Source organism: Nitrospirota bacterium (assembly GCA_040754395.1).
Taxonomy (GTDB): Bacteria; Nitrospirota; Thermodesulfovibrionia; order Thermodesulfovibrionales; family SM23-35; genus JBFMCL01.
This window is the reverse complement of sequence record JBFMCL010000032.1, coordinates 1-22,374: the sequence shown is the minus strand read 5'-3', so window position 1 is coordinate 22,374 and position 22,374 is coordinate 1. Positions and strand designations below refer to the sequence as shown.

24 protein-coding genes are annotated in these 22,374 nt (G+C 47.6%); 16 read left to right on the top strand and 8 right to left on the bottom strand.

Annotated features, from left to right (window positions below):
* Nucleotides 1-13: 13 nt before the first annotated feature.
* The 6 genes from lpxI to bamA all read right to left on the bottom strand — a co-directional run bounded on the left by lpxI (nucleotide 14) and on the right by bamA (nucleotide 5,966).
* On the bottom strand, nucleotides 14-826 hold the full coding sequence (lpxI, locus tag AB1552_13210; protein ID MEW6054726.1) for a UDP-2,3-diacylglucosamine diphosphatase LpxI: 813 nt from the start codon (nucleotides 824-826) through the stop codon (nucleotides 14-16).
* A 67-nt stretch (nucleotides 827-893) separates the two neighbouring features.
* Nucleotides 894-1,673 (bottom strand): acyl-ACP--UDP-N-acetylglucosamine O-acyltransferase, encoded by a 780-nt coding sequence (gene lpxA, locus AB1552_13205; protein ID MEW6054725.1) that lies wholly within the window; start codon nucleotides 1,671-1,673, stop codon nucleotides 894-896.
* A 3-nt stretch (nucleotides 1,674-1,676) separates the two neighbouring features.
* Nucleotides 1,677-2,111: a 3-hydroxyacyl-ACP dehydratase FabZ gene (fabZ, locus tag AB1552_13200; GenBank protein MEW6054724.1), complete on the bottom strand. Its 435-nt coding sequence runs from the start codon at nucleotides 2,109-2,111 to the stop codon at nucleotides 1,677-1,679.
* Complete coding sequence (gene lpxD / locus AB1552_13195) at nucleotides 2,108-3,130, bottom strand: UDP-3-O-(3-hydroxymyristoyl)glucosamine N-acyltransferase (GenBank protein MEW6054723.1); 1,023 nt, start codon at nucleotides 3,128-3,130, stop codon at nucleotides 2,108-2,110. Before lpxD ends, fabZ begins: the two co-directional genes overlap by 4 nt.
* Complete coding sequence (locus AB1552_13190; GenBank protein MEW6054722.1) at nucleotides 3,130-3,678, bottom strand: OmpH family outer membrane protein; 549 nt, start codon at nucleotides 3,676-3,678, stop codon at nucleotides 3,130-3,132. The genes lpxD and AB1552_13190 overlap by 1 nt, the downstream gene beginning before the upstream one ends.
* Before the next feature lie 44 nt (nucleotides 3,679-3,722).
* The gene (gene bamA, locus AB1552_13185) at nucleotides 3,723-5,966 is read right to left on the bottom strand and encodes an outer membrane protein assembly factor BamA (protein MEW6054721.1); all 2,244 of its coding nucleotides are present in this window, start codon (nucleotides 5,964-5,966) and stop codon (nucleotides 3,723-3,725) included.
* Nucleotides 5,967-6,181: 215 nt separating this feature from the next.
* Here bamA and AB1552_13180 point away from each other — a divergent pair, with 215 nt between their 5' ends.
* The 6 genes from AB1552_13180 to AB1552_13155 all read left to right on the top strand — a co-directional run bounded on the left by AB1552_13180 (nucleotide 6,182) and on the right by AB1552_13155 (nucleotide 11,665).
* The gene (locus tag AB1552_13180; protein MEW6054720.1) at nucleotides 6,182-6,841 is read left to right on the top strand and encodes a DVU0298 family protein; all 660 of its coding nucleotides are present in this window, start codon (nucleotides 6,182-6,184) and stop codon (nucleotides 6,839-6,841) included.
* A 335-nt stretch (nucleotides 6,842-7,176) separates the two neighbouring features.
* Nucleotides 7,177-8,613 carry a dissimilatory-type sulfite reductase subunit alpha gene (dsrA, locus tag AB1552_13175; GenBank protein ID MEW6054719.1) on the top strand — a complete coding sequence of 479 codons (1,437 nt, stop codon included), beginning with the start codon at nucleotides 7,177-7,179 and terminating at the stop codon, nucleotides 8,611-8,613.
* A gap of 18 nt (nucleotides 8,614-8,631) precedes the next feature.
* Nucleotides 8,632-9,810: a dissimilatory-type sulfite reductase subunit beta gene (gene dsrB, locus AB1552_13170; GenBank protein MEW6054718.1), complete on the top strand. Its 1,179-nt coding sequence runs from the start codon at nucleotides 8,632-8,634 to the stop codon at nucleotides 9,808-9,810.
* Nucleotides 9,811-9,834: 24 nt separating this feature from the next.
* Entirely contained in the window at nucleotides 9,835-10,092 is a 258-nt protein-coding gene (locus tag AB1552_13165) for a dissimilatory sulfite reductase D family protein (protein ID MEW6054717.1), read from the top strand.
* A 212-nt stretch (nucleotides 10,093-10,304) separates the two neighbouring features.
* Nucleotides 10,305-11,021: a tetratricopeptide repeat protein gene (locus tag AB1552_13160; GenBank protein MEW6054716.1), complete on the top strand. Its 717-nt coding sequence runs from the start codon at nucleotides 10,305-10,307 to the stop codon at nucleotides 11,019-11,021.
* The gene (locus AB1552_13155; GenBank protein ID MEW6054715.1) at nucleotides 11,018-11,665 is read left to right on the top strand and encodes a YkgJ family cysteine cluster protein; all 648 of its coding nucleotides are present in this window, start codon (nucleotides 11,018-11,020) and stop codon (nucleotides 11,663-11,665) included. Before AB1552_13160 ends, AB1552_13155 begins: the two co-directional genes overlap by 4 nt.
* Here AB1552_13155 and AB1552_13150 read toward each other — a convergent pair.
* Complete coding sequence (locus AB1552_13150) at nucleotides 11,643-12,755, bottom strand: hypothetical protein (GenBank protein ID MEW6054714.1); 1,113 nt, start codon at nucleotides 12,753-12,755, stop codon at nucleotides 11,643-11,645. The genes AB1552_13155 and AB1552_13150 overlap by 23 nt on opposite strands.
* The gene (locus AB1552_13145; GenBank protein ID MEW6054713.1) at nucleotides 12,752-13,825 is read right to left on the bottom strand and encodes a DVU0298 family protein; all 1,074 of its coding nucleotides are present in this window, start codon (nucleotides 13,823-13,825) and stop codon (nucleotides 12,752-12,754) included. Before AB1552_13145 ends, AB1552_13150 begins: the two co-directional genes overlap by 4 nt.
* A 149-nt stretch (nucleotides 13,826-13,974) precedes the next feature.
* Here AB1552_13145 and AB1552_13140 point away from each other — a divergent pair, with 149 nt between their 5' ends.
* The 10 genes from AB1552_13140 (at nucleotide 13,975) to AB1552_13095 (ending at nucleotide 22,174) form a co-directional block, all read left to right on the top strand.
* Nucleotides 13,975-14,214 (top strand): zinc ribbon domain-containing protein, encoded by a 240-nt coding sequence (locus AB1552_13140; protein MEW6054712.1) that lies wholly within the window; start codon nucleotides 13,975-13,977, stop codon nucleotides 14,212-14,214.
* Nucleotides 14,211-15,605: a cobyrinate a,c-diamide synthase gene (locus tag AB1552_13135; GenBank protein ID MEW6054711.1), complete on the top strand. Its 1,395-nt coding sequence runs from the start codon at nucleotides 14,211-14,213 to the stop codon at nucleotides 15,603-15,605. Before AB1552_13140 ends, AB1552_13135 begins: the two co-directional genes overlap by 4 nt.
* Nucleotides 15,606-15,779: 174 nt before the next feature.
* Nucleotides 15,780-16,115 carry a TusE/DsrC/DsvC family sulfur relay protein gene (locus AB1552_13130; GenBank protein MEW6054710.1) on the top strand — a complete coding sequence of 112 codons (336 nt, stop codon included), beginning with the start codon at nucleotides 15,780-15,782 and terminating at the stop codon, nucleotides 16,113-16,115.
* Between the two features lie 183 nt (nucleotides 16,116-16,298).
* Nucleotides 16,299-16,859 carry an RsbRD N-terminal domain-containing protein gene (locus AB1552_13125; GenBank protein ID MEW6054709.1) on the top strand — a complete coding sequence of 187 codons (561 nt, stop codon included), beginning with the start codon at nucleotides 16,299-16,301 and terminating at the stop codon, nucleotides 16,857-16,859.
* A gap of 4 nt (nucleotides 16,860-16,863) precedes the next feature.
* Nucleotides 16,864-17,856: a sulfate reduction electron transfer complex DsrMKJOP subunit DsrM gene (gene dsrM, locus AB1552_13120; protein ID MEW6054708.1), complete on the top strand. Its 993-nt coding sequence runs from the start codon at nucleotides 16,864-16,866 to the stop codon at nucleotides 17,854-17,856.
* 2 nt (nucleotides 17,857-17,858) lie between these two features.
* The gene (gene dsrK / locus AB1552_13115; GenBank protein MEW6054707.1) at nucleotides 17,859-19,466 is read left to right on the top strand and encodes a sulfate reduction electron transfer complex DsrMKJOP subunit DsrK; all 1,608 of its coding nucleotides are present in this window, start codon (nucleotides 17,859-17,861) and stop codon (nucleotides 19,464-19,466) included.
* Nucleotides 19,466-19,870 (top strand): sulfate reduction electron transfer complex DsrMKJOP subunit DsrJ, encoded by a 405-nt coding sequence (gene dsrJ / locus AB1552_13110; GenBank protein MEW6054706.1) that lies wholly within the window; start codon nucleotides 19,466-19,468, stop codon nucleotides 19,868-19,870. Before dsrK ends, dsrJ begins: the two co-directional genes overlap by 1 nt.
* Nucleotides 19,867-20,682 (top strand): sulfate reduction electron transfer complex DsrMKJOP subunit DsrO, encoded by an 816-nt coding sequence (gene dsrO, locus AB1552_13105; GenBank protein MEW6054705.1) that lies wholly within the window; start codon nucleotides 19,867-19,869, stop codon nucleotides 20,680-20,682. The genes dsrJ and dsrO overlap by 4 nt, the downstream gene beginning before the upstream one ends.
* Nucleotides 20,683-20,694: 12 nt before the next feature.
* Entirely contained in the window at nucleotides 20,695-21,885 is a 1,191-nt protein-coding gene (gene dsrP / locus AB1552_13100; protein ID MEW6054704.1) for a sulfate reduction electron transfer complex DsrMKJOP subunit DsrP, read from the top strand.
* 100 nt (nucleotides 21,886-21,985) lie between these two features.
* Nucleotides 21,986-22,174 carry a 4Fe-4S dicluster domain-containing protein gene (locus AB1552_13095; protein ID MEW6054703.1) on the top strand — a complete coding sequence of 63 codons (189 nt, stop codon included), beginning with the start codon at nucleotides 21,986-21,988 and terminating at the stop codon, nucleotides 22,172-22,174.
* Nucleotides 22,175-22,374: the final 200 nt, after the last annotated feature.

Below are 22,374 nucleotides of genomic sequence, written 5' to 3'. Positions count from 1 at the left end.
CAACAAGAGGGTTCTACTTAACGGAATATCCCACTATGACGATTTTTGTGGTGTTTGCTTCGTCAATTAAGGTGTTTTTATCGAGAATAAGGCTTTTGTGCGCTTCGACGGCAAGCACTTTTGCGCGGACCTCTTTCATGGCGCTAAGGGTCTGCAATCCTACCGCAGGAACGTCGAATCTCATGTCCTGGTCAGGTTTGCTTACCTTTACCACCACTGCCCCTTCCCCTGCAAGTATGCCGCCTCTGCGAATCGCCTCGTCAGTGCCCTCAATGGCTTCTACCGACATTACTGCCTGATCCTTCACCACGACTGTCTGCCCTATATCGAGCCTTCCGATTTCCTTCGCGATCTTCCATCCGAATTCGATATCCTTCCATTCATTCCCAGTTGGAGCTTTTTTTGTATGAACCCCTTCGGTTGTCAGCAGGGAGCCGCTAAAGCGGGTGATATCAAGAAGGCGAATGCCTTCTTGTGCGAGTTCTTCCGTGATTGCAAGCAGTATGGAATCGTCCTTTCTATCTTTCAGACCAAACAGGAGTTTGACAGCCCTCAGGTCAGGGGTGATCTTGCTTTTGTAAAGAAGGGTCTTTGAGACTTTCCCTGCCATGACCGCCTCTTTGATTCCGGATTTTTTCAGGGACTCTATCAGTTTGCCGAATTTCCCGACATTCACCCATGTTATTTCGTCGACATGAGAGGACAGAGACCTGTCGGCAAGAGGGTCGAGCCCTATTGCGATAACTGCATATCCCTGCGCTCTCGCTTCTTCCGCAATTGCTTTCGGGAGTTCACCCGTGCCCGCGATTAATCCGAGTTTTTTCATTTGAATGTGTGTGCGGCATCCCCGGTCCCGTTCATGAAGGGGACCGGAAGGGGATGAAAGATATTCACTACCTGCAGATTCCTCGTTTGTTCTTTTGAATGAAGTCAATGAGATGCTTGATCTCGTCTGTATACGGGAGCTCTTCCTGAATTTTCTTTATGGCGTCTTTCAGGGTTCTCTTTTCCCTGAAGAGTATTTTATAGGCCTTTTTCAGTTCATTAATCGTTGCATCAGAAAATCCGTGCCGCTTCAGTCCAACCGTATTCAGGCCAAAGAGTTTTGCCCGCGCTCCGGATGCAATCATATACGGAGGAATATCCTGTCCTATCCCGCTGAATCCGCCGACCATGGCGTACGCCCCGATTCTGGTAAACTGATGAACTGCCACAAGCCCGCCCACAACAGCACAGTCCTCCACCACTACATGCCCGGCAAGGGTTGCGACATTCGCCATGGTGACTGAATTTCCGATCCGGCAGTCGTGGGCAATATGCACATATGCCATGAAGAAATTATTGTCTCCGATTACCGTCACACCTTCTCCGCCGACAGAGGCCCTGTGTATCGTGATATATTCACGGATAACATTATTGTTCCCTATCCTGACCCCGGTTTTTCCCCCTTTGTATTTCAGATCCTGTGGGGGGAGTCCGATGCTCGTGAAGGGATATATCACACAATTTTCCCCTATTTCGGTATTTCCCTCGAGGATTATATTCGAAACAAGCCTTGTGCCTTTCTTGATATGTGCGGCATCGTTAATGATGCAGTAGGGGCCTATGGACACCCCCTCTTCAATCGTTGCATCAGGTGAAATGATCGCTGTCTGATGAATGTCGTTTGCCATGTGTTATATCTCTCTATCTGTGAGCATCGCAGTGAATTCAGCCTCTGCAGCCACTTTGTTATCGACCAGCGCGCTGCCTTCGAATTTCCAGACATTTCCGCGCTGATGTACTATGTTCACTTCAAGTTTCAGCTGATCGCCCGGAACCACCGGTTTTCTGAATTTTGCCCGCTCGATACTCATGAAGTACACGGATTTCCCGTGAGCTGTTCCGGACTGAAAAGCCAGGACGCCTGCTACCTGGGCCAGTGCTTCAACGATCAGTACGCCGGGCATGATCGGATGCCCAGGAAAATGTCCTTGGAAAAAATGTTCATTCACGGTGACATTTTTTAACCCGACCGCTTTTTTCCCGGGTTCCAGTTCGGTGATTCTGTCTACCAAGAGGAAAGGATACCGGTGAGGCAGGAAGTTCTGAATCTCCCTTACATTCATCATCCCTGAATCCCCCTTTCAAGTTCGCGAATTCTTTCTTCAAGTTCCTTTATCTTTTTATGAAGCTCGGGGAGTCGTGCAAAAATAGCCTGTGACTTCAGCCAATCCCGGTGCGGTATTGCGGGTGAACCAGAATAAGCTCCCTTCGCAACGTGCCCCATGATGCCAGACTGTGCGCCTATCATGGTTCCCGGGTCAACTCTGGTATGGTCTGAAACCCCCACCTGTCCGGCAAGGGTCACGTACTCTCCTATTTCCGAACTGCCTCCGATTCCCACCTGCGCAATAATAATCGAGTTGTTGCCGATCTGCACGTTATGCGCGATCTGGGAAAGGTTATCAATCTTGGTTCCGTTGCCTATTACGGTATTCCCGGTGGTTGCCCTGTCGACAGAGACATTGGACCCTATTTCCACATCATCACCGACGATCACCCCGCCGACCTGGGGGATCTTGTGATAGCTTCCCTGCTCAAACACGTATCCGAAGCCGTCAGAGCCGATTACGGTACCTGCATGTATGATGACCCGGTTGCCGATTTTCAGGTTCTCTCTCAGCGTGACGTTGGAATGGATTGTGCACTGATTCCCTATTATCGTATTCTCGCCGATGAACACATTCGGATAAATCACACAGCCGTCACCGACCGAAACCCCGCCTGAAATATATGCAAAGGGAAGGACAGAGACATTGTCCCCGATCTTGGCCGTATCAGATACATGCGCGCTCTTGCTGACCCCTGAGAATTTAACCGGTTTTACATAGAAATGTCCGAGCAGTTGTGCGAATGCAAGATAGGGGTTGGACACCTTCAGCTGTGCAATCCGGACATCCGGAACCGGTTCTTTTACCATAAGGCAGGAAGCCCGGCAGTCCGAGATATCCCTCAGATACTTTTTTGATGCTGCAAAGGTGATATCTCCCTCTTTCGCCTCGCTGATGCCCGATACCCCGGTGATTTCCAGGTCATGATCACCAAGGATTTCACCACCAACAAGAGTTGCAATTTCCCTCAGCTTCACTACTTTTTGAATTTGGACTTCAATTCGTTGTACTTGCCCATGACCCTGCCGGTGATATCAATGCTCTTATCGGAATAGACTGCCATGCCCTTCTCAATGATAAGGGTATATCCTTCATCCTGGCCGATCTTGTCTATGATGTCGTGAATATCTTTCAGTATCGAATCTGTCAGTTCAGCCTCTTTCTTCTTAATCTCGGCCTGTGAATCCTGCACGAGCCTCTGGTACTCCCTGATCAGTTTCTCAAGTTCCTCTTCCTTGGTTTTCCTTGCGTCTGCAGAGAGCACGGAAGCCTGTTTTTCGACATCGCTTTTCAGCTTCTCGATCATCTTGCCCTTTTCATCGATGACAGCCTGCTTTGATTTTATGAGCGCCTCAAGATCATTCTTGGCCTTTTTCCCCGTTTCAGATTCATTCAATACCGTCTGGACGTCAACTGCCCCCAACTTCACCGCCGTATCAGCGGCGAAAGAAATAGACGGCAGCGTGCAGAATGCAAGAAACAACGCACCAGCCAGCAGAAACCGTCCCACCTGTGTTGTTTTCATGTGTTCCTCCATTGATTATATTATTGTTTTCGGATAGTAACTTCTCAGAAGAATGTGCCAAAGGCGAATTCAAATCTGCTTGCCTTTTCTCCCGGTTTTTTGTCAAGGTTATATCCCCACTCAATACGGATAGGTCCGACAGGTGAAATCCACCTCAGCCCCAGACCCGTCGTATATCTCAGTTCACCAAAATTTTCAAAATCTTCATAGGCGTTTCCTGCATCAAAAAAAAGGACTCCTTTCAGCCGTATCTCGTTGACGATCGGGAAGAGATATTCCGCATTAAAGATCAGTTCCTCAGTGCCCCCGATCGCGTCATCAGTGTTTTCATCCCTCGGGCCCGCCTCCCCGAATCCCAGTCCTCGTACGGTGTAGATTCCTCCCACGTAAAACCTCTCGTACAGCGGTAGTTCTTTGCCCTGAAGGCCGGTGGCATACCCGAACCTCCCTCGCAGCATTACAGTGGTCGGTCCGATCGGAAAATACCAGGCTGAATCAATTTCGCTTTTCAGGAATTTATTGGTTCCTCCGATACCCGCATACGTGACATAAATGGAATTTCTCGAACCTCTTGAAGGATCGAGATAGTTGTTCCTGGAATCTCTTGTCAGTGAAGGGGTGATACTACTTGTGGTATTCGTTCCCTCCTGATCCTTAATGATCGTGGAGGCATCCTCAGCGACATTGAAGATTTTCGCGTTTTCAAAATTGTATGCAAAATTGGTCCACCAGTATTCCGAAAACCTCTTGCCTAGGGAAATCCCGAATCCTGTTGCCTTCTTTTCATATTCTATATATTCCTTGGTAATCTTGTAGATATTTGTCGAAAAGGAAACAGGTTTATCCATAAACCAAGGGTCCCGGAAGGAGATATCATAGTATGAGGTTCTTCCTCCGAGTTCTGCCCTGATTTTGGTGAAGAGACCCTTGCCGAAGAGATTCCCCTGTGTGAGTTCGACCATCGCAATGAATTTTTCTATTGAGCTGTACCCGCCTCCGATGCTGAAGAAGCCGGTCGGTCTCTCCTTGACCTTAATATCGAGGTCAACCAGTTTTTCTTCCGGGTTGGGTTTTGGTGCAAGGTCGACGGTTTCAAAAAAGTTGAGATTATTGATTCTCTCATAGCTTCTCTTGATCAACGCACTGTTAAAGGTATCCCCCTCATCAAGCCTGACTTCCCTCCGTATGACCTTGTCCCTCGTCTTGGTGTTCCCTGAAATCTCTATTCTGCCTATGCGGTACTTGTCTCCTTCATCGATGTTCAGCAGAATCTTCACTGTTTTTTTGCCTTCATCAGGAACGAGATCCGGGGTGACAGTAATGAGCGCATAGCCGTTTTCAGAGTACAGTTCTGAAATGGACAGGATGTCTTTTCTGAGGTTCTGTTTGCTGAAGGGCTTCTCGGGTGTCATGGTCACCCGTTTTCTTATTGCTCCTTCGTCAAAAACCTTGTTGCCGGAAAATTCGACGGAGGAAATGTTGTACTGGTCACCTTCGGAAACGGGTATGGTAATGTTCATTCCCCTGCTGTCGCCGGTCAGTTCGATCCGTGGTTCTCCGACCGCTACTTTAATGTAGCCGTTATTGAAATAGAGATCCCTGATTCTCTCAATATCGGAATCCATCCGATCTTTTTTGTAATAGCCCGAAGACGTGATGAATGAGAAAAGCCACCATTCCTTTGTTTCGATCGTCCCTTTGACCTTCCCGTCGGAAATTGCCTTGTTCCCGTCGATCAGGATTTTCCTGATCCTGACCTTGTGACCTTCCTCTATCTGATATGTCAGGCTGATTTCGTCCGGGCCAAGTATTTTTGTCACCGGAACAATGCGTGACAACCAGTATCCCTCCTCTTCATAAAATGCCCTGAGCTTATTGGCGTTGTCCTGAATCAGCACCGCATCAGCGATTGCGCCGGTTGTGATCGTGATGTTTTCCTTCAGCTTTGCATCATCGAACTCTTCGTTTCCCTGAAATTCGATTTTTACGATTGTGGGCTTTTCTTTCACAAGGTAAATAAGCCTGATGCCGCCTTCAAACGGTTCAATCTCAGCCCTCACATCGTCGAAATAGCCCATCTTGTAAATATTTTTGATGTCTTCATTGGTCTTTTCCTGGGATATGGCTTCTCCCGGCCGCTGAGTGATCTTTGATTTTACCGCGCTTTCATCAATCCTCTTGAGCCCTTTCACTTCGACTGAATTGATGACGGGGAACTCTTCTGCGAAAATAATTCCTGGTGCTATAATGAATAGGAAGAACAGTAATAATGCTTTGATCCTGGGCATATTTCTCTCCTGAACTACAAACTCGAAAAGTATAGCACTGAAACGGGGGTACTTGTAAATATAAAAGACACCGGAGGAACAGCCGGAGGCATAGGCGGAACAGATTTCTCTTGTTGGAGAAAGCAGCTTTTCCGGTGATGCTTTGTCATAATAATGCTGTATCATATCCGCAGTATTGGGAAAAAGGGGGAGAAAGAAGGGAAGGAAACGGCGGTATGGACAACGTGGTGAAAAGACAGACTAAAGACCTTCTGAAAAAAAGGGACTTTGACAGCATCCTTGCGTCTTGTGAACAGAACCGGCACGTCTGGAAGGAAGTCCGCTTCAGCCTCTATGATATGGATGACAGTGTCAGGTGGGCGGCTATTGAGACCACAGGCAGATATATGAAGCGGTGGTGGAATGAAAAAAGGGAAGACAAGATCAGACAGTACATTCGGACTCTCTTCTGGTCGATGACTGATGAGTCGGGCGGTATCGGGTGGAGTGCGCCCCAAACGATTGCCGAGATTATTGCAAATATCCCTGAATTAATCGATCCGTACGGGAGCATGATGATCGCGTATTCCATTGAGGAGCCTCCACTGGCAAAAGGGGGGCTCTGGGGCATGGGGAGGCTTGGGCGGCGAATTGCCGCATCCATGGATTTTTTCAGGGACAAAGTCCTTGCAGTGTTTCGTTCCAATGATGCGGAAACCCTCGGCCTGGCAGCCTGGGCAATGGGAGAAACCGTGTTTGAACCTGCCCGCCCGTTTCTGGAGAAACTGGTTGCCAGGGATGAGCCTGTCCAAATTTACAGGGATGGCAGTTTTGCCGAAAAACCCCTCGGACAATGGGCAAGAAACGCTATTGCACGGCTCGAGGGGGCTGAATAACAGGGTTTGCCTTCCCATGAGCGGTCAATCCATTGATTTATTGAAGAAAATGGAATTATTTAGCAAAAGATAAAGTAGTAATCTGGCAAGTGGAAAAAAACGGACAAAAAAATCAGTCCGTGTAATCCAAAAATTCTTAATCCTTACTTGACAAAAGAAGATGAGTTGATTATTATTAATCACTTTTCTCAAAGACTTAAAAAGTTTAACGGCATATTTCGGCTTAAACCTTAAGTAAATCCCTATAATGAAGGAAGGGGGTGAAAAGACAGTCCAGTCTTACGTGTTGTGTTAGCCTGCATTTTTCCAAATAACTCAGCAGAAGGAGGTAGAAGATGTCAATTCCTGGACAGGAGAAGCAGTGGGATAAGGAAGAAAAAGAACATCGGAAATACAGCGATGTGAGGATTTTTACTGACGACCAGTTGAACAATTATACAGAAGATGAGCTGAAGAATTACAAGTGCAAGCATGATATTTCACAGTTGGAGCAGCTTGAATCAGGACCATGGCCCAGTTTTGTGAGTGATTTAAAGAGAGAGGCAGTGCACAGGCATAAAGTGGGTCAGGATAACCTAATGATACCTGCGGATATCGTAGATGATTTATTGGGTATTGTAGAGCTTTCATATAAAGAGGGTGAGACCCACTGGAAACACGGCGGAATTGTTGGAGTTCTTGGTTACGGCGGTGGTATTGTAGGACGGTATAACGATCAGCAGGCGAAATTCCCCAATATTGCTCATTTCCATACCATCCGGGTCAACCAGCCCGGAGCAAAATTCTATACGTCTGACTGGCTCAGGGCATTTTGCGATATCGCAGAATACCGTGGCAGCGGATTAACCAACCTGCATGGTTCCACCGGCGACCTGGTTATCCTGGGTTCCTTTACGGAACAGCTTGAACCGTTGTTCTTTGATCTGACCCATGACCTCGGGGTTGACCTTGGCGGTTCAGGCGGAAACCTCCGTACCCCTTCAGACTGTATCGGGAAGGCACGGTGCGAATTCGCATGTTACGATACCATGGCTCTCTGCTATGACCTTACCATGACATATCAGGACGAACTGCACAGGCCTGCATTCCCGTATAAATTCAAGATGAAATTTGACGGGTGCCCGAATGGCTGCACTGCGAGTATTGCACGTTCCGATATGTCGTATATCGGTACCTGGAAGGATGACATTCGGATCGATCAGGATGCGGTCCAGGAATATGCTGCCGGAAAGATCCCGGCTAACGGCGGTGCATTTGCCGGAAGAGACTGGGGCAAATTCGATATCCAGAAGGAAGTTATTGACCTCTGCCCGACCCAGTGCATGCAGTTTGACGGAAAGAAGATTACCATCAACAATGCAGAATGCAACCGATGCATGCATTGCATAGACGCTATGCCCGAAGCATTGATGGTTGGCAAGGACCAGGGTTTGAGCATCCTGTTTGGCGCAAAGGCCCCGATTCTTGAAGGTGCGCAGATGTCATGCATGACCATACCGTTTATGTATGTGAATCCCCCGTATGACAACATTAAAGGTGTCGTTGGAAAGGTGTTTGACTGGTGGATTGAAGAAGGCAAGAACCGCGAGCGTATCGGCGAGACCATCCAGCGCGTAAGCTTGAAGGTATTCTGTGAAGTGCTTGGAATTCCGCCAATGCCACAGATGGTGATAGCTCCCCGTGCCAATCCGTATGTCTTCTTCAAGGAAGAAGAGGTTCCGGGTGGATTTACAAGGGATATTGAAGATTACAGAAGCAGACATCCAAGATAATATAAAGGAGGATATGTTATGTCGAAAGGCAAACTCGGTTATTTTAATCCCCAGAAGCCTCAGGAAGGCAGGATTACTGATATTGGACCATGTCATTATGGGCAGATGCTGCCGCCTGTCATAAGGAGGAATTACGGGAAATGGAAATCTCACAGGATACTCGAGCCCGGTCTTCTGGTGCATGTTTCTGAAACAGGTGAAAAGGCGTTTTCTGTCAGGGCTGCAGCAGCGCGAATCATGTCAGTTGAGCATATCCGTGAGATCTGTGATATCGCTGACAAGCACTGTAATGGATATGTAAGATTCACCACAAGAAATAACATCGAATTTATCGTTGACAGTGAGGAGAAGGCAAAGGAACTCAAAACAGAACTCGACAGCAGAAAACATATAGGCGGTTCCTTTAAATTCCCGTCGGGCGGTACAGGAATGGGCATGACCAATATTGTCCATACCCAGGGATGGATTCACTGCCATACGCCTGCAACCGATGCCTCCGGACCGGTCAAGGCGACTGCCGACGTGTTATTTGATGAGTTTAAGAATATGAGATTGCCTGCGAAACTAAGAATAGCCCTCGCATGCTGTCTCAATATGTGCGGCGCTGTGCACTGTTCTGATATCGCTCTGCTTGGCTATCACCGCAAGCCCCCTGCAATCGACCATGAAGTTCTTGGAAAAGTATGCGAGATTCCTCTGGTTGTTGCAGCATGTCCTCTTTACGCGATCAAGCCGATTACGACCGAGGACGGGAAAAAGAGCGTATCGGTCAATATTGAAAAATGCATGTACTGCGGAAACTGCTATACCATGTGTTTGGCCCTGCCTCTGTCAGACGGACCAGGAGACGGTGTGGCAATTCTTGCCGGCGGAAAGATTTCAAACCGCATAAGCCCGCCGAAATTTTCAAAGGTTATTGTGCCAATTTTACCGAACAATACACCACGCTGGCCCGAAGTTACTGATATCGTTAAGAAGATGGTTGAAATCTGGGCAAAGGATGCGAACAAGTACGAAAGACTTGGAGACTGGGCAGAGCGCATCGGCTGGGAAAAATTCTTCGAGAAGATGGGTCTGCCATTCACGCATCACTTGGTTGATGATTATCGCCTTGCTGTTGATACTTACAGGACATCAACACAGTTTAAGTTTACTGAACATGCATGGGCAGTATCCAAGGCAGTTGGCGGTATATAAGAAAATTAAGAGGAGCTAAAAACTATGGGAAGACCAGAAGACATAAGACAGGCTATTCTTGATTACGCCTCAAAAGGCGCAAAAAGCAAATTCTATTTCAAAGATATGATGATCGGCGTGAAAAAGGTTATTCCTGACGCCGGCGCATCAGAGATCAAGAACGTCGCATCCGAAATGGTAAGAGAAGAGGTGCTGGAGTTATTGTCAACCGGCAGCTCTACCATGTACGGACTGAAAGGAAGAGGCATATCTGTCGAAAAATCCGGTGATGCCGGAGGATAGTACAAGTCGAATCTTCTAAACAATATGTTTGTATGGTTTAAGTAATCAGGTTAGGGTGAACAATTTATTGTTCACCCTAATTTCTTGATTTTACAGGTCCAGTGTATTTACTGTCGGGAATCATTTCTTGATGGGGCATATAATCATTACGGCTGGTCAAAGAAGAAACCTGTCTTAACGCCATCAGGCATATATGGTGAAATACAATACATATGCAGAAACCAAGAGATATAGAACAGTTTATTGCTGAACAGAAACTCCGGCTTGCGCAAGACCCGAAATGCGCATCATCTTATTATAATCTCGGAGTAGCCTTCATGAATCAGGGAAAATTCGATGAGGCGATAGAGGCATTTGAACAGGCCATCACCGAGAGCGCCCGCATGTTTGAGGCATTTGTGAATCTTGGATATATTTACTTCAGGGAAGGGGACCTCGAAAAGGTGGTAAAGGCAAATCTGCGGGCGGTGGAGATAGAGCCCCGTTATGCGCGGGGGTATGCAAATCTGGGCTTTGCCTATCTGCAACTGGGGAAAACCGATGAGGCGATAGAGGCCCTGGACAGGGCACTTGAACTGAATCCGGACATCGTTCAGGCATGGTGCAATCTTGCGAATGCCTACCTGCAGAAAGGCGAGATCGAAAAGAGCATCGAAACTAACAGAAAGATGCTGAAATTCGCTCCGGATTTTGCGCTGGGATACAATAACCTTGCAAATGCCCATTATCTCAGGGGCGAGTATGATGAGGCCGTAAAAAGCTGCGATAAGGCACTTGCATTGGGATTTGAAGTGCATCCGGAATTTTTGAAGCTCCTTGAGCCACACAGGAAAAAAACAAGAAAACTCTCTGTGAAAAGTTCAAAGACGGGACAGTCAAAGACAACAAGTGATGCAAGGAAGACAGGAAAAGCAAAGAAGTCAAAATGAAAGAAGAGCTTTTCCCCAGATATGAGATCCAATCCCGCAAGGCAGATATCCTTTTCAGAACTATTCATGAAAAATATCCCGACAGTGTGAAATGCAGAATCCGTTGCTGCGATTGCTGCCATGCTGTTTTCGGGCTGTTCCCCATAGAAGCCGCATATATCAATTATCATTTCAACCATCTTGACCGCAAGGTCCGTCGTGATGTCCTGAAGAGAGCTGAGAAATCTGAAGGAGAGATGTTGAGGGCCAAGGACAGGCTGAAGGTCTTCGAGGAAGACCCGAAGATGAAAGTCTACGGGCTCGGGAAACAGCGGGTGAGGTGTTCTCTCTTAAGTGAAAAGGAAGAATGCGTACTCTATGAACACAGGCCGGTCATATGCCGCATTTACGGTGTTCCCTACAGCCTTCATAAAGGGAAAAAGGAAATCGCCTATGTGTGCGGGCTCTCAGGTTTTGAGACCAAGACCTCGTATCCTACTGTAAAGCTTTATACCCTCTATCAGGAACTCGTGAAGCTTTCTATGGAAATGCTGCAGGATGCGGGGTTTTTGAACCCGGCCGCCAAGGCTGGTCTGATGCTGCCGGTTTCGAGGGTTCTGCGAATGTCTTTTGACGATATCGTTAACGGGAATTTTGGAGAATAGCATACAGCCGTGCAATGTGATTCCCCACATTGCCTGCAATGACCGGAAAATCTTTTGTCTTCTCATACTGTGCAATAACGGGTTCGAATGCCGTGGTCAGGTCTTCTATGCTGAAGGAACGCAGTAAGGTCAGGAACTCTTCATGAGAACCGAAGTATTCCCTGAAAGTCTTTTTTGATTCTATCCCGGCAAGAAAACCCGAAAATGCGGCGTCAACACTCGCTTCGTCAGCCCATACCACATCCCCGACACCATCAAGTCTGTCGAGTCGTATCTGAACCGATAAGTGCAGAAGAAAATAAAATACGGCAAGTGCAGGGGGAACACTATCTTCATCATGAGACGTAATGAACGGTTCGTATCCGCGGGCTGTTGTCAGCCGGACATCGATCAGGGCTTCATCCTCAACCCTTGCCACGAAATCCCCTGCGGCATGATGCCATGGAAAGATCATGCAGCAGGTTTCGATATCGTAATACAGGGCGAGGATCATGGCGATCTGCCTGTAGATTTCGAAGCTCTGGGCATCTGAAAGAAACCGGTCGCCTTTCCCGTATTCCCAGAGCTTAAGACGTTCTTTGCCATGCGCAGGCTTCGCAATATGGAATTCATGGAACCCTTCGAACCATTCCTCGAGGAGGAATGTCATGGAATCTGTTTCATCCAGGAGAAAAGGCTTTGGCACGTAGGGAAGGTCATATTGTGTGTGGAGTGTCTGCAGTACATCAAATTCCTTCTTTAACGCACTTCTCCCGCTTTCTGTGACTGCGACATTAAGTCCAAATTTTGCCTTCTTATCGGCTGTCAAACACTCGACACTTGCAGGATGGTAGAGTGCGCCATGCTTCTCTGTGCGGATGATTATTTCATGTAATGCGCTGAGACTCAAGTCATCACCCAGTCGCATATTGACTGCATTAATTAAGGGATGGTAATTTCCCCTTTCAAGAAAATCGCTGATGGCACGAAAATAAACCCTGTACGGGGTTTTCAGGGGATCGGCTTCAAGGGGATACTCAAGCCTGCCGGCATCGACAGGGACATCGCCGGCAGGTGATGACACCAGGTACCGCATCGGGGGTTTTTTCATCGTGAGAGCTTCTGGATGGCCTCATGTGCCAGTTGACCGACAGTCACTTCCTGCAGGCCTCCGTCTCTCCATAACGTCAGTCTGTGTTCATCGGTTTCGAGGGTTTTCAGCCGGTCGATCACATCAGTGATGCCTATGTTCCCCAATGCCCAGGACGCATATCCGCGGAGCACGTGGTCGGGATTATCGAGAAGTGATGCAAGTCCGCGAAATGCAAGCTTGGCGAGATTCGCGTCTGCGGTCGAGATTTTTCCTATTGCCCAGGTTACTTCCCTCCACAGGTTCTGATGCGAGATGAAGGAGAGAAGCGGCTTGGTGAATTCACCGAAAAGAGATGGTTTGGTGCTTATTATAGTGCCAATTGCCTCAAGTGCGCCCCATGCGGATGCTCCCGGAGACGCAGCGCTCTGGAGCAGATTCTTAATCAGCTTGCTGATGATGTCGGGTCGTTTCTCCCCGACACTCCTGCTTACTTCACCGAGAAGGTCGATAACCCTCCACCGTGAAAGTTCGTCCGGTGTGTAGAGCATGCGCTGCAGTTCGTTGAGGACGCGGGAATCCTCTTTTGCCAGCGCAATGAGATCTTCTTTCCTGTTTTCAGCGACATACGTGCGCACTGTCTCTTTGGAAAAATTTTCCGAGCGCAGTTTGGTTTTGACGATAGGCTGTATCGCCCTGAATTTCTCTTTCACCTTTTCTTCCGTTGCGTCCTGGAACTGGCCGAAAAGTTTGATGAAAATGAGCACGCCCCGCACAAACCGGTCGTTGTAGACCTTTTCAGGAACAATTGTGTGGGTTACGATATCATAATTCCCGACGACGGCATCTGTGTAATCCTCTCCGTGTGAAAGAGAGAATGCCAGGTAATCATCTTCATTGCATGCGAATAATAATGCCTCGATAAAGGCCGAGCCCATATTGTGTCCCGTGATGTCATACGCATAAACGGCACCGCATTGACTGCAGAGGCCGAGGGGGAATTCGACTATTTTCCGTGATGAGAGTTCCTTCGGTTGCTCGATTTTGTGGTAGCAAAAAGGGCACCGCGGGTCTTCGGGCAAAGCTTTCATTCTTTCTCCTTCTGGGATTGTATTTGTTTATTATAGCTCTATCCGGTGGTTTTCATGTAGCCTATCTTTTTCATGCTGTGGTAGTATTACTAAATGCAGCAACTGGGTGTGATTCCCTGTTGTCGTGAACTTTGAAAGGAGGAGTGGTAATGCCCATATATGAATTTAAATGCCTTGGCTGTGGCCAGATATTTGAACTTCTGAAGCTCAAAAAAGAGGATGAAAAGTCGGGGATGAAATGCCCGAAATGCAAATCAGATGAGGTTGAGAGAATTTTGAGTTCAGTGAGTTTCATTGCATCAGGTGGAGGAAAAAAGTCCAAACATACGGTAAAAAGCTGTGGCAGCGGTTCCTGCGCTTCATTTGAGATACCCGGGCCCAAAAGATGATCGATTGCCCAAGGCTGGCCATCGCAGGCCTTGGAGGTGATACCGGGAAAACTGCGGCGAGCGTTGGCCTGTGCAGGGTACTGAAGAAAAGGGGACATGCTGTCATCCCCTTCAAGAAAGGCCCTGATTACATAGATATGGGCTGGTTGAGCCGGGCAGCACGTTGCCCCTGTTACAATATCGACCTCTTTATGATGAGCAGGAAGCAGGTGCTTACATCCTTCAGCATGAATACCGGGGGCGCGGATATCGCAGTTATCGAAGGGAACCGCGGGCTGTATGACGGTATGGACACCGAAGGCAGCGTGAGCACGGGCGAGATGGCCAAGCTTATCCTTGCACCGGTAATCCTCATTGTTGACTGTACAAAAGTCACCCGTACGGTCGCTGCTCTGGTCCTCGGATGCCAGAGGTTTGATCCTGATGTCCCGATCAGGGGAGTGATTCTCAACAGACTGGCAGGATCGCGCCATGAATCGATTGTCAGGAAATGTATTGAGCAGTATTGCGGCATTCCTGTCGTCGGTGCGATACCGAAACTGAAGAATATCACATTTCCCGGAAGACATCTCGGTCTTGTCCCTCACCAGGAACACCCGATGGCCGAGGAAGCAATAGAAAAGGCGGCTGAGACTGCTGCCAGCCATCTTGATATCGGTCAATTATTGCAGATAGCGCAGGGTGCCCCTTCTTTGGATTTTATTCCCGAAGACTATCCGGAACTTCGGGAAAAACAGGTGAATATCGGTATCATACGCGATTCCGCGTTTCAGTTTTATTATCCGGAGAACATTGACGCATTAAAAAGGGCGGGTGCAGATCTGATTGAGTTCAGTGCGCTGACCGGCGACCTCCCTCCTGAACTGCACGCACTGTATATAGGCGGAGGATTTCCGGAAACACATGCTCCGGCCCTGTCAGAGAACACCTCCCTGCGCAACGGGATAAAACAAGCGGCTGAAAAGGGGATGCCCATCTATGCGGAATGCGGGGGGCTGATGTACCTTGGCGAGGAATTGATCTGGGAAGGAAAAACCTACCCCATGGCAGGGGTATTGCCAATTACCACAGGGGTCAGCAAGAAGCCGCAGGGACATGGCTATACTGTCATGGAAGTCGAGGCTGAAAACCCGTTTTTCAGGACCGGTCAGTTCCTTCACGGACATGAATTCCATTATTCCCATGTGGTGCGGATAACAGAACGGGACGACGTCCGTTTTGTTTTCGGGGTCAGAAAGGGCGATGGAATACTGCACAAGAAAGACGGCCTGTGTTACCGGAACGTCCTTGCCACGTATACCCATCTGCATGCGCTTGGCACTAAGGAATGGGTTCCCGGGATGATGCGGGCGGCAGCCGGTTATAAAGAAAAAAACTTATCTATTGATTAATTTTTTTTATTTGACCATCGCATTGTCTTTGTATTACTTTTTATAACCCGTTCTGAAAAAAATCTACACATTTACAGATTGAAAGAAGAAGTTTTTGTGTGGTACTATACTATGGCTTAAATTGATGGGAGACGTCTTCTATCAAAAATTCAAATAAAAAAAGGAGGAGGAAAAATGCCGCATATCGAGTTTGAAGGGCAACAGTACGAGGTTGATGAGGATGGTTATCTCCTGGACTGGCAGGCGTGGAAAGAGGGGATGGCTCAGGTTATGGCATCTCAGGATGGTATTACCCTGACACAGGAACATTGGGACATCATCAAGTTCCTGAGAGAGTATTTCATTAAATTCCAGATTGCTCCGATGATCAAGATACTCGTAAAAGAGATCGGCAAGGCAATGGGCCCTGAAAAAGGCAATACCAAATACCTGTATGAACTTTTCCCGGGTGGTCCTGCAAAGCAGGCATGTAGGTATGCTGGTCTTCCGAAACCGACAGGCTGCGTGTAATTAAAGAGTTTATGAAAGGCAAGAAGTCGGAAGTTAATTAACTTCTTGCTTCTTGCTCTTCATTCCCTGATTTTAGTTTATTTGCAAAGCCAAAAATGAAGTTGACTTATGTGATCCGATAAAATAGAATTACCTATCCCAAAATGCGATAGTGAGTTTATTAAGGAGAAGCACAGGCCATATATGAATCTTAAGGATCTCCTGCTGGACAAAAAATCTGCAATCATAAAAAAATGGTTTGATGCAATTACTGACAGTTATCCCTCTGACACCTCAAATTTTCTCAAAAAGCAAAAAGACCGTTTTCTCAATCCGGTCGGATCTATACTCTCGGAGAACATACACGGGCTCTACGAGGAGATTGTTCATGGCATTGACTCAGAAAAGCTTTTTCCCTATCTGGATGATATCATCAAGATAAAGGCTGTGCAGGATTTTTCCCCCTCACAGGCCGTCTCTTTTGTATTTCTCCTGAAGCAGGTTGTCAGGGAAGAACTGGGAAAAGAGATAAAAAAGAGGCATTTGTCGGAAGAACTGACATCATTTGAATCACGGCTGGACAATCTTGCACTCCTATGTTTCGACGTCTACATGAAATGCAGGGAGAAGATCTATGAAATAAAGACGGATGAAGTGAAAAGAATGACATTCAGGCTGCTGCAGAGGGCAAATCTCATCTGCGAGATTCAGGAACCGGACGCGGATCCTGGGGCGGAAGTATTAACTCAAAAGATAAAGGGGTAAGAACATGGGACTTATATTTTCATTCTTCGCGGTTGCAGCGCTTGTTTTGGTCGCAATAATCGGAGTGAAGGCTGCAAGTCTGCAATACCTTTTCGGGGTAATCATACCGTATGCAGCGTTTCTCTTTTTTATTCTGGGAATCGCGTATCGTGTTCTGCAGTGGGCTCGTGTGCCCGTTCCTTTCCGGATACCCACAACTGCCGGACAGGGGAAGTCCTTGCCCTGGATCAAGCAGAACAAGATTGATAACCCCTCTTCTTCTCTCGGCGTGGTAGTCAGAATGGCGTTGGAAGTGCTCCTTTTCCGCTCCCTGTTCAGGAATACAAAGGCTGAATTGAGAGAAGGTCCGAAACTTTCATACGGTTCGACCAAATGGCTCTGGATAGCTGGGTTGGCCTTTCACTGGACGTTTTTTCTTATTCTCTTCAGGCACTTCAGGTTGTTTCTGGAACCTGTTCCTCTGCCGATAGAAATAATGGAAGCGCTCGATGGTTTCTTTCAGGTTGGCGCCCCGGTGCTGTATATTACTGATCTGATCTTTCTCGGTGCGGTAACATTTCTCTTCCTGAGAAGGGTGATTATTCCGCAGGTCCGGTACATCTCTCTTGCCTCAGACTACTTCCCGCTGTTTCTTATCGGTGCTATAGGGGCCTCCGGGGTGATAATGCGCTATTTCCTCAAGACAGACGTTGTCGGCGTTAAGGAACTGACAATGGGGCTGATTACCTTCAGCCCGGTGGTACCCGCAGGCATCGGTACCATTTTTTATATTCATCTGTTTCTCGTCAGCTGTCTCTTTGTGTATTTCCCTCTCAGCAAGCTGATGCATATGGCAGGGGTGTTCCTCAGCCCGACCAGGAATCTTGTTAACAACAACCGCGCTGAACTGCATGTGAACCCCTGGAATTATCCGGTAAAAATTCACACTTACGCAGAATACGAAGATGACTTCAGAGAAAAAATGAAAGCAGCTGGATTACCAGTAGAAAAGGAGTAATTATGGCAAATCCAAAACCAGAAGAACTTGCAAAAATAGACCTTGCACCGCCCAAAACAGGGTGGATGGAGACGCCTACTGTCTTCAGGAAGGGGATGTTTTGTTACGGCAACAAGGCTAAATCTCTTGAGACAGTCGGATTCCCGAATCCTCGCCAGTGGTCTGTATCGGAAGAAGACTGGCACCTCCCTGAAAATTGGCAGGAGATTTTTATCGAAGGATTACGGGAAAGGGTGAGTAAATACCGTTCCTTCCGGCTGTTTCTGGATATTTGTGTAAGGTGCGGAGCGTGTGCCGATAAATGCCATTATTTTATCGGGAGCGGAGACGCAAAAAATATGCCGGTGCTCAGGGCCGAACTTCTCAGGTCAGTCTACCGCAAATACTGCACATCCTCGGGAAAGATGCTCGGCAAGATCGCCGGCGCACGAGAACTGACCGTCGATGTGCTGAAAGAGATATGGTATTATGCCTACCAATGCTCTGAGTGCAGGCGCTGTTCGCTGTTCTGTCCTTACGGAATTGATACTGCAGAGATCACAATACTGGCACGGGAGCTTCTCAATCTGCTGGGGCTGAACATCGACTGGATTGCAGGTCCTGTTGCCAACTGCTGGCTGACAGGAAATCATCTCGGGCTCCAGCCTCATACCATCAAGGATGCCTTTGACATGTTCATTGATGATGTGGAGACCATATCCGGGATACGGGTTAACCCTTCGTTCAACAGGAAGGGAGCAGAGATACTCTTTGTAATCCCATCGGGAAGCATGTTTGCGGATCCCGGAACGTTTACCGCGATGGGAGAAATCCTGCTCTTTCATGAACTCGGACTGGACTATACCTTCAGTACCTTTGCGTCAGAAGGGGGAGATTTCGGGTTCTTTACCTCAAATGAGATGGCAAAAAGACTGCACAGTAAGATATACGACGAAGCAAAACGCCTGAAGGTGAAATGGATACTGGGGGGGGAGTGTGGTCATATGTGGAGGGTCTGGCACCAGTACCATAACACATGGTATGGCCCTGTGGACTTCCTCGAAGAGCCGGTCTCCCCGATCACAGGCACGAAGTTTGAAAACGCAAAATCCAACAAGACGATACATATCTGTGAATTTACCGCAGATCTGATAAAACATGGAAAGCTCAACCTGGATCCGGGCAGGAATGATAATTTGATTGTTACCTACCATGACTCATGCAATACCTCAAGGGGCATGGGTCTGCTGGAAGAGCCAAGGTATATACTCAAGAGCGTATGCAATAACTTCCATGAAATGCCGGAAAACACCATCAGGGAACAGACATTCTGTTGTGGCAGCGGATCAGGTCTCAATGCGTCAGAAAACATGGAATTGAGATTAAGGGGTGGTCTCCCGCGGGCAAATGCGGTGAAACATGTGGCCAAGAAATACGGGGTGAACATGCTGGCATGCGTCTGCGCCATCGACAGGGCTGCACTTCCTCCATTGATGGATTACTGGGTACCGGGCGTCCGGGTGACCGGTCTCCACGAGATGGTTGCAAATGCATTAATATGCAAAGGGGAGAAAAAGAGGACCACAAATATGCGCGGCGAACCACTCCCTGGAATGGAGGGTGAAGAGTAATGTATAACGGAGGAAAAATAATCATTGGTCTTCTCATCTTTATCGGTTTAGTCTCCTTTCCCTTTCTTTACAGCGGAGGGAAAGCCACAGCAAAGCCTGATCCGAAAATCGACACTCCTGAGATTCTCAGCATGCCTGAGAAGGAGAGGAAATGTGTTGAGTCCAAAGCATTCATGAAAAAAGAGCACATGCAGCTGCTGAACGACTGGAGGGATTGGGTGGTCCGTGACGGCAATACTGTCTATACAAATGCCGAAGGGAAAACGTTTAACATGAGTCTCCAGAACACCTGTATGAAGTGCCATTCAAACAAGGCAAAATTTTGTGATGAATGCCACAATTATACGGCAGTAAAGCCATACTGCTGGGATTGCCACTTAGCGCCGAAGGAGAAAAAGTCATGAGTGTGAACAGGAGAGAATTTCTAAAAATAGTGAGCATGTCCACCATATTGAGTTTGGGCGGTGTCGTATCCATCAGCAGCCTGAAGAATCATGTTGAGGCATCACAGATCTCGAGAAATGCCAAAGCCCTGACAGCAAAGAGATGGGCAATGGTAATTGATATGAGCAAATTTACTTCAGAGGAAGACTACCGGAAATGTATCGACGCATGTCATCGTGAACATAATGTGCCTCATGTCACAGATAATCCGAAGCATGAGATCAAATGGATGTGGACGGATACCTATGAACATGCGTTCCCGGGGAATGAAGACAAGTACCTCTCAGAGAAAATCAAACACATGCCGTTCCTTTTGCTCTGTAATCACTGTGAGAATCCTCCCTGCGTGAGGGTTTGTCCGACACAGGCAACATTCAAGAGAAAGAGCGACGGCATAGTCATGATGGATATGCATCGGTGTATCGGGTGCAGATTCTGCATGGCAGGCTGTCCCTATGGGGCCCGAAGCTTCAATTACAAGGATCCGAGACCGTATCTCGATGAATCCAGGGAAAATCCTGAATTTCCGACAAGGATGAAGGGTGTTGTTGAGAAATGCACATTGTGTTACGAAAGGCTTGCTCATGGCCTGCTGCCGGCATGCGTGGAGGCAGCAAAGGAAGTTGCGGCGAAAAAAGGCATAACACCCGGACTGATTTTCGGCGATCTTGAGGATCCGAATTCCGAGGTGAGGAGAGTCCTCAATGAACGGTTTACTGTCAGGCGCAAACCCGAACTCGGTACAGGGCCTAGCGTGTATTACATAATTTAGGAGGGAAAGATAATGCTTGAAAAAGCGATATATGGAGGACGAAGATACTGGGTTTGGATATTCTGTTTGCTGGGAATAATCGGCGTAGGGTTTCTGGCATATCTTTATCAGTTCAAGACCGGTTTAGGCGTTACAGGTATGAGCAGGGATGTATCCTGGGGCCTGTATATCGGCCAGTTCACTTTTCTTGTCGGTGTCGCAGCCTCTGGAGTCATGGTCGTATTGCCGTACTATCTTCATGATTACAAGAAATTCGGCAGACTTACTATTCTGGGGGAATTTCTTGCCATTTCTGCAGTTATCATGTGCATGCTGTTTATCTTTGTGGACCTCGGACAGCCTCTTCGTGTCCTGAATGTTATCCTGCATCCTACTCCCAATTCAGTCATGTTTTATGACATGCTTGTGCTCAGCGGATATCTTTTCCTGAACATTCTGATCGGATGGACTGTTCTGGGTGCAGAGAGGAAAGAAATTGCACCTCCCAAGTGGATCAAGCCTTTTATCATTCTCTCGATCGCCTGGGCTCCGTCAATTCATACCGTCACCGCGTTTCTCTACGCGGGTATCCCGGGAAGACATCTCTGGCTGACGGCAATCATGGCTGCCCGATTCCTGGCCTCAGCATTTGCAGGAGGTCCGGCACTGCTTATCATCCTGGCGCTTATTGTAAGAAAATACACCAAATTCGATCCGGGGAAGGAGGCCATCCAGTCACTCGGAAAGATCGTGACCTATTGCATGCTGATCAATGTCTTTTTCCTTGGCCTCGAATTCTTTACCGCGTTCTATAGCCAGATACCAGGACACATGCATTCCCTGGTGTATCTGTATGCAGGCCTCCATGGTCACAGCCAGCTTGTTCCTGTTATGTGGATTTCCAGCATCCTGGCAGTTATTGCCATCGGAATGCTGATATTTCCTCAGATTCGAAAAAATGAATCCCTTCTTGCGGTGGCGTGTCTGGCAACCTTTTTCTCCCTCTGGATAGACAAAGGGTTTGGACTTGTTGTCGGCGGGTTTGTTCCGAATCCGTTAGAAAGGATTACCGAGTACTGGCCAACCTTGCCCGAAACGTTGATTACCCTTGCTGTTTGGGCGATCGGATTTCTTGTTCTGACAATCCTTTACAAAATAGCTGTTTCGGTCAAAGAAGAGGTAGTGTTCGACAAATATGGTGAGAAACAGATTAAGGCTGAATAACGGCTGACCTGTGATTGAGGTGTAGATTTTTTAATTAAATATAAGTTTAAATATAATAAAAGAGCGGATCGCTACAATCAAACCAAGGAGGTGAAAACAAGTGCCATATTCAGTTACCGTTGATCGTGATAAGTGTGAGGGCTGTGAAGAATGCGTGAACAATTGCCCAGTTGGTGTATTCCAGATGACAGACGGTAAGGCAGACCCGTTTCAGGCTGATACCTGTGAAGGCTGTGAGACTTGTATCAGTGTCTGTCCGACCGCCGCAATAACATTGACGGAGCAGTAGACTCAACAGCAATGTAACAATACTGCTGTACAGGATAAAAAAGGATGCGGGTTTCCCGCATCCTTTTTTTTATGTCCTGTTGCCTCATAATAAAATGTTACCGAAGGATCGCTGACTCAGCGAGAGATTTTGTAGCATAGAGGAAGATTTTTTTCAGTTTATCTTCCAATGCCTTTCTCAGATGAAATGGGTTCAGGTTT

Bases quoted from the DNA above. Each gene is read 5' to 3' on its own strand.
- dsrM (MEW6054708.1), top strand. From the start codon at position 16,864: ATGGGACTTATATTTTCATTCTTCGCGGTTGCAGCGCTTGTTTTGGTC.
- AB1552_13165 (MEW6054717.1), top strand. From the start codon at position 9,835: ATGGGAAGACCAGAAGACATAAGACAGGCTATTCTTGATTACGCCTCA.
- bamA (MEW6054721.1), bottom strand. From the start codon at position 5,966: ATGCCCAGGATCAAAGCATTATTACTGTTCTTCCTATTCATTATAGCA.
- AB1552_13160 (MEW6054716.1), top strand. From the start codon at position 10,305: ATGCAGAAACCAAGAGATATAGAACAGTTTATTGCTGAACAGAAACTC.
- dsrO (MEW6054705.1), top strand. From the start codon at position 19,867: ATGAGTGTGAACAGGAGAGAATTTCTAAAAATAGTGAGCATGTCCACC.
- AB1552_13190 (MEW6054722.1), bottom strand. From the start codon at position 3,678: ATGAAAACAACACAGGTGGGACGGTTTCTGCTGGCTGGTGCGTTGTTT.
- lpxA (MEW6054725.1), bottom strand. From the start codon at position 1,673: ATGGCAAACGACATTCATCAGACAGCGATCATTTCACCTGATGCAACG.
- fabZ (MEW6054724.1), bottom strand. From the start codon at position 2,111: ATGATGAATGTAAGGGAGATTCAGAACTTCCTGCCTCACCGGTATCCT.
- dsrB (MEW6054718.1), top strand. From the start codon at position 8,632: ATGTCGAAAGGCAAACTCGGTTATTTTAATCCCCAGAAGCCTCAGGAA.
- AB1552_13135 (MEW6054711.1), top strand. From the start codon at position 14,211: ATGATCGATTGCCCAAGGCTGGCCATCGCAGGCCTTGGAGGTGATACC.
- dsrJ (MEW6054706.1), top strand. From the start codon at position 19,466: ATGTATAACGGAGGAAAAATAATCATTGGTCTTCTCATCTTTATCGGT.
- dsrP (MEW6054704.1), top strand. From the start codon at position 20,695: ATGCTTGAAAAAGCGATATATGGAGGACGAAGATACTGGGTTTGGATA.
- AB1552_13150 (MEW6054714.1), bottom strand. From the start codon at position 12,755: ATGAAAAAACCCCCGATGCGGTACCTGGTGTCATCACCTGCCGGCGAT.
- AB1552_13155 (MEW6054715.1), top strand. From the start codon at position 11,018: ATGAAAGAAGAGCTTTTCCCCAGATATGAGATCCAATCCCGCAAGGCA.
- AB1552_13130 (MEW6054710.1), top strand. From the start codon at position 15,780: ATGCCGCATATCGAGTTTGAAGGGCAACAGTACGAGGTTGATGAGGAT.
- AB1552_13140 (MEW6054712.1), top strand. From the start codon at position 13,975: ATGCCCATATATGAATTTAAATGCCTTGGCTGTGGCCAGATATTTGAA.
- dsrA (MEW6054719.1), top strand. From the start codon at position 7,177: ATGTCAATTCCTGGACAGGAGAAGCAGTGGGATAAGGAAGAAAAAGAA.
- AB1552_13125 (MEW6054709.1), top strand. From the start codon at position 16,299: ATGAATCTTAAGGATCTCCTGCTGGACAAAAAATCTGCAATCATAAAA.
- dsrK (MEW6054707.1), top strand. From the start codon at position 17,859: ATGGCAAATCCAAAACCAGAAGAACTTGCAAAAATAGACCTTGCACCG.
- AB1552_13180 (MEW6054720.1), top strand. From the start codon at position 6,182: ATGGACAACGTGGTGAAAAGACAGACTAAAGACCTTCTGAAAAAAAGG.
- AB1552_13145 (MEW6054713.1), bottom strand. From the start codon at position 13,825: ATGAAAGCTTTGCCCGAAGACCCGCGGTGCCCTTTTTGCTACCACAAA.
- lpxI (MEW6054726.1), bottom strand. From the start codon at position 826: ATGAAAAAACTCGGATTAATCGCGGGCACGGGTGAACTCCCGAAAGCA.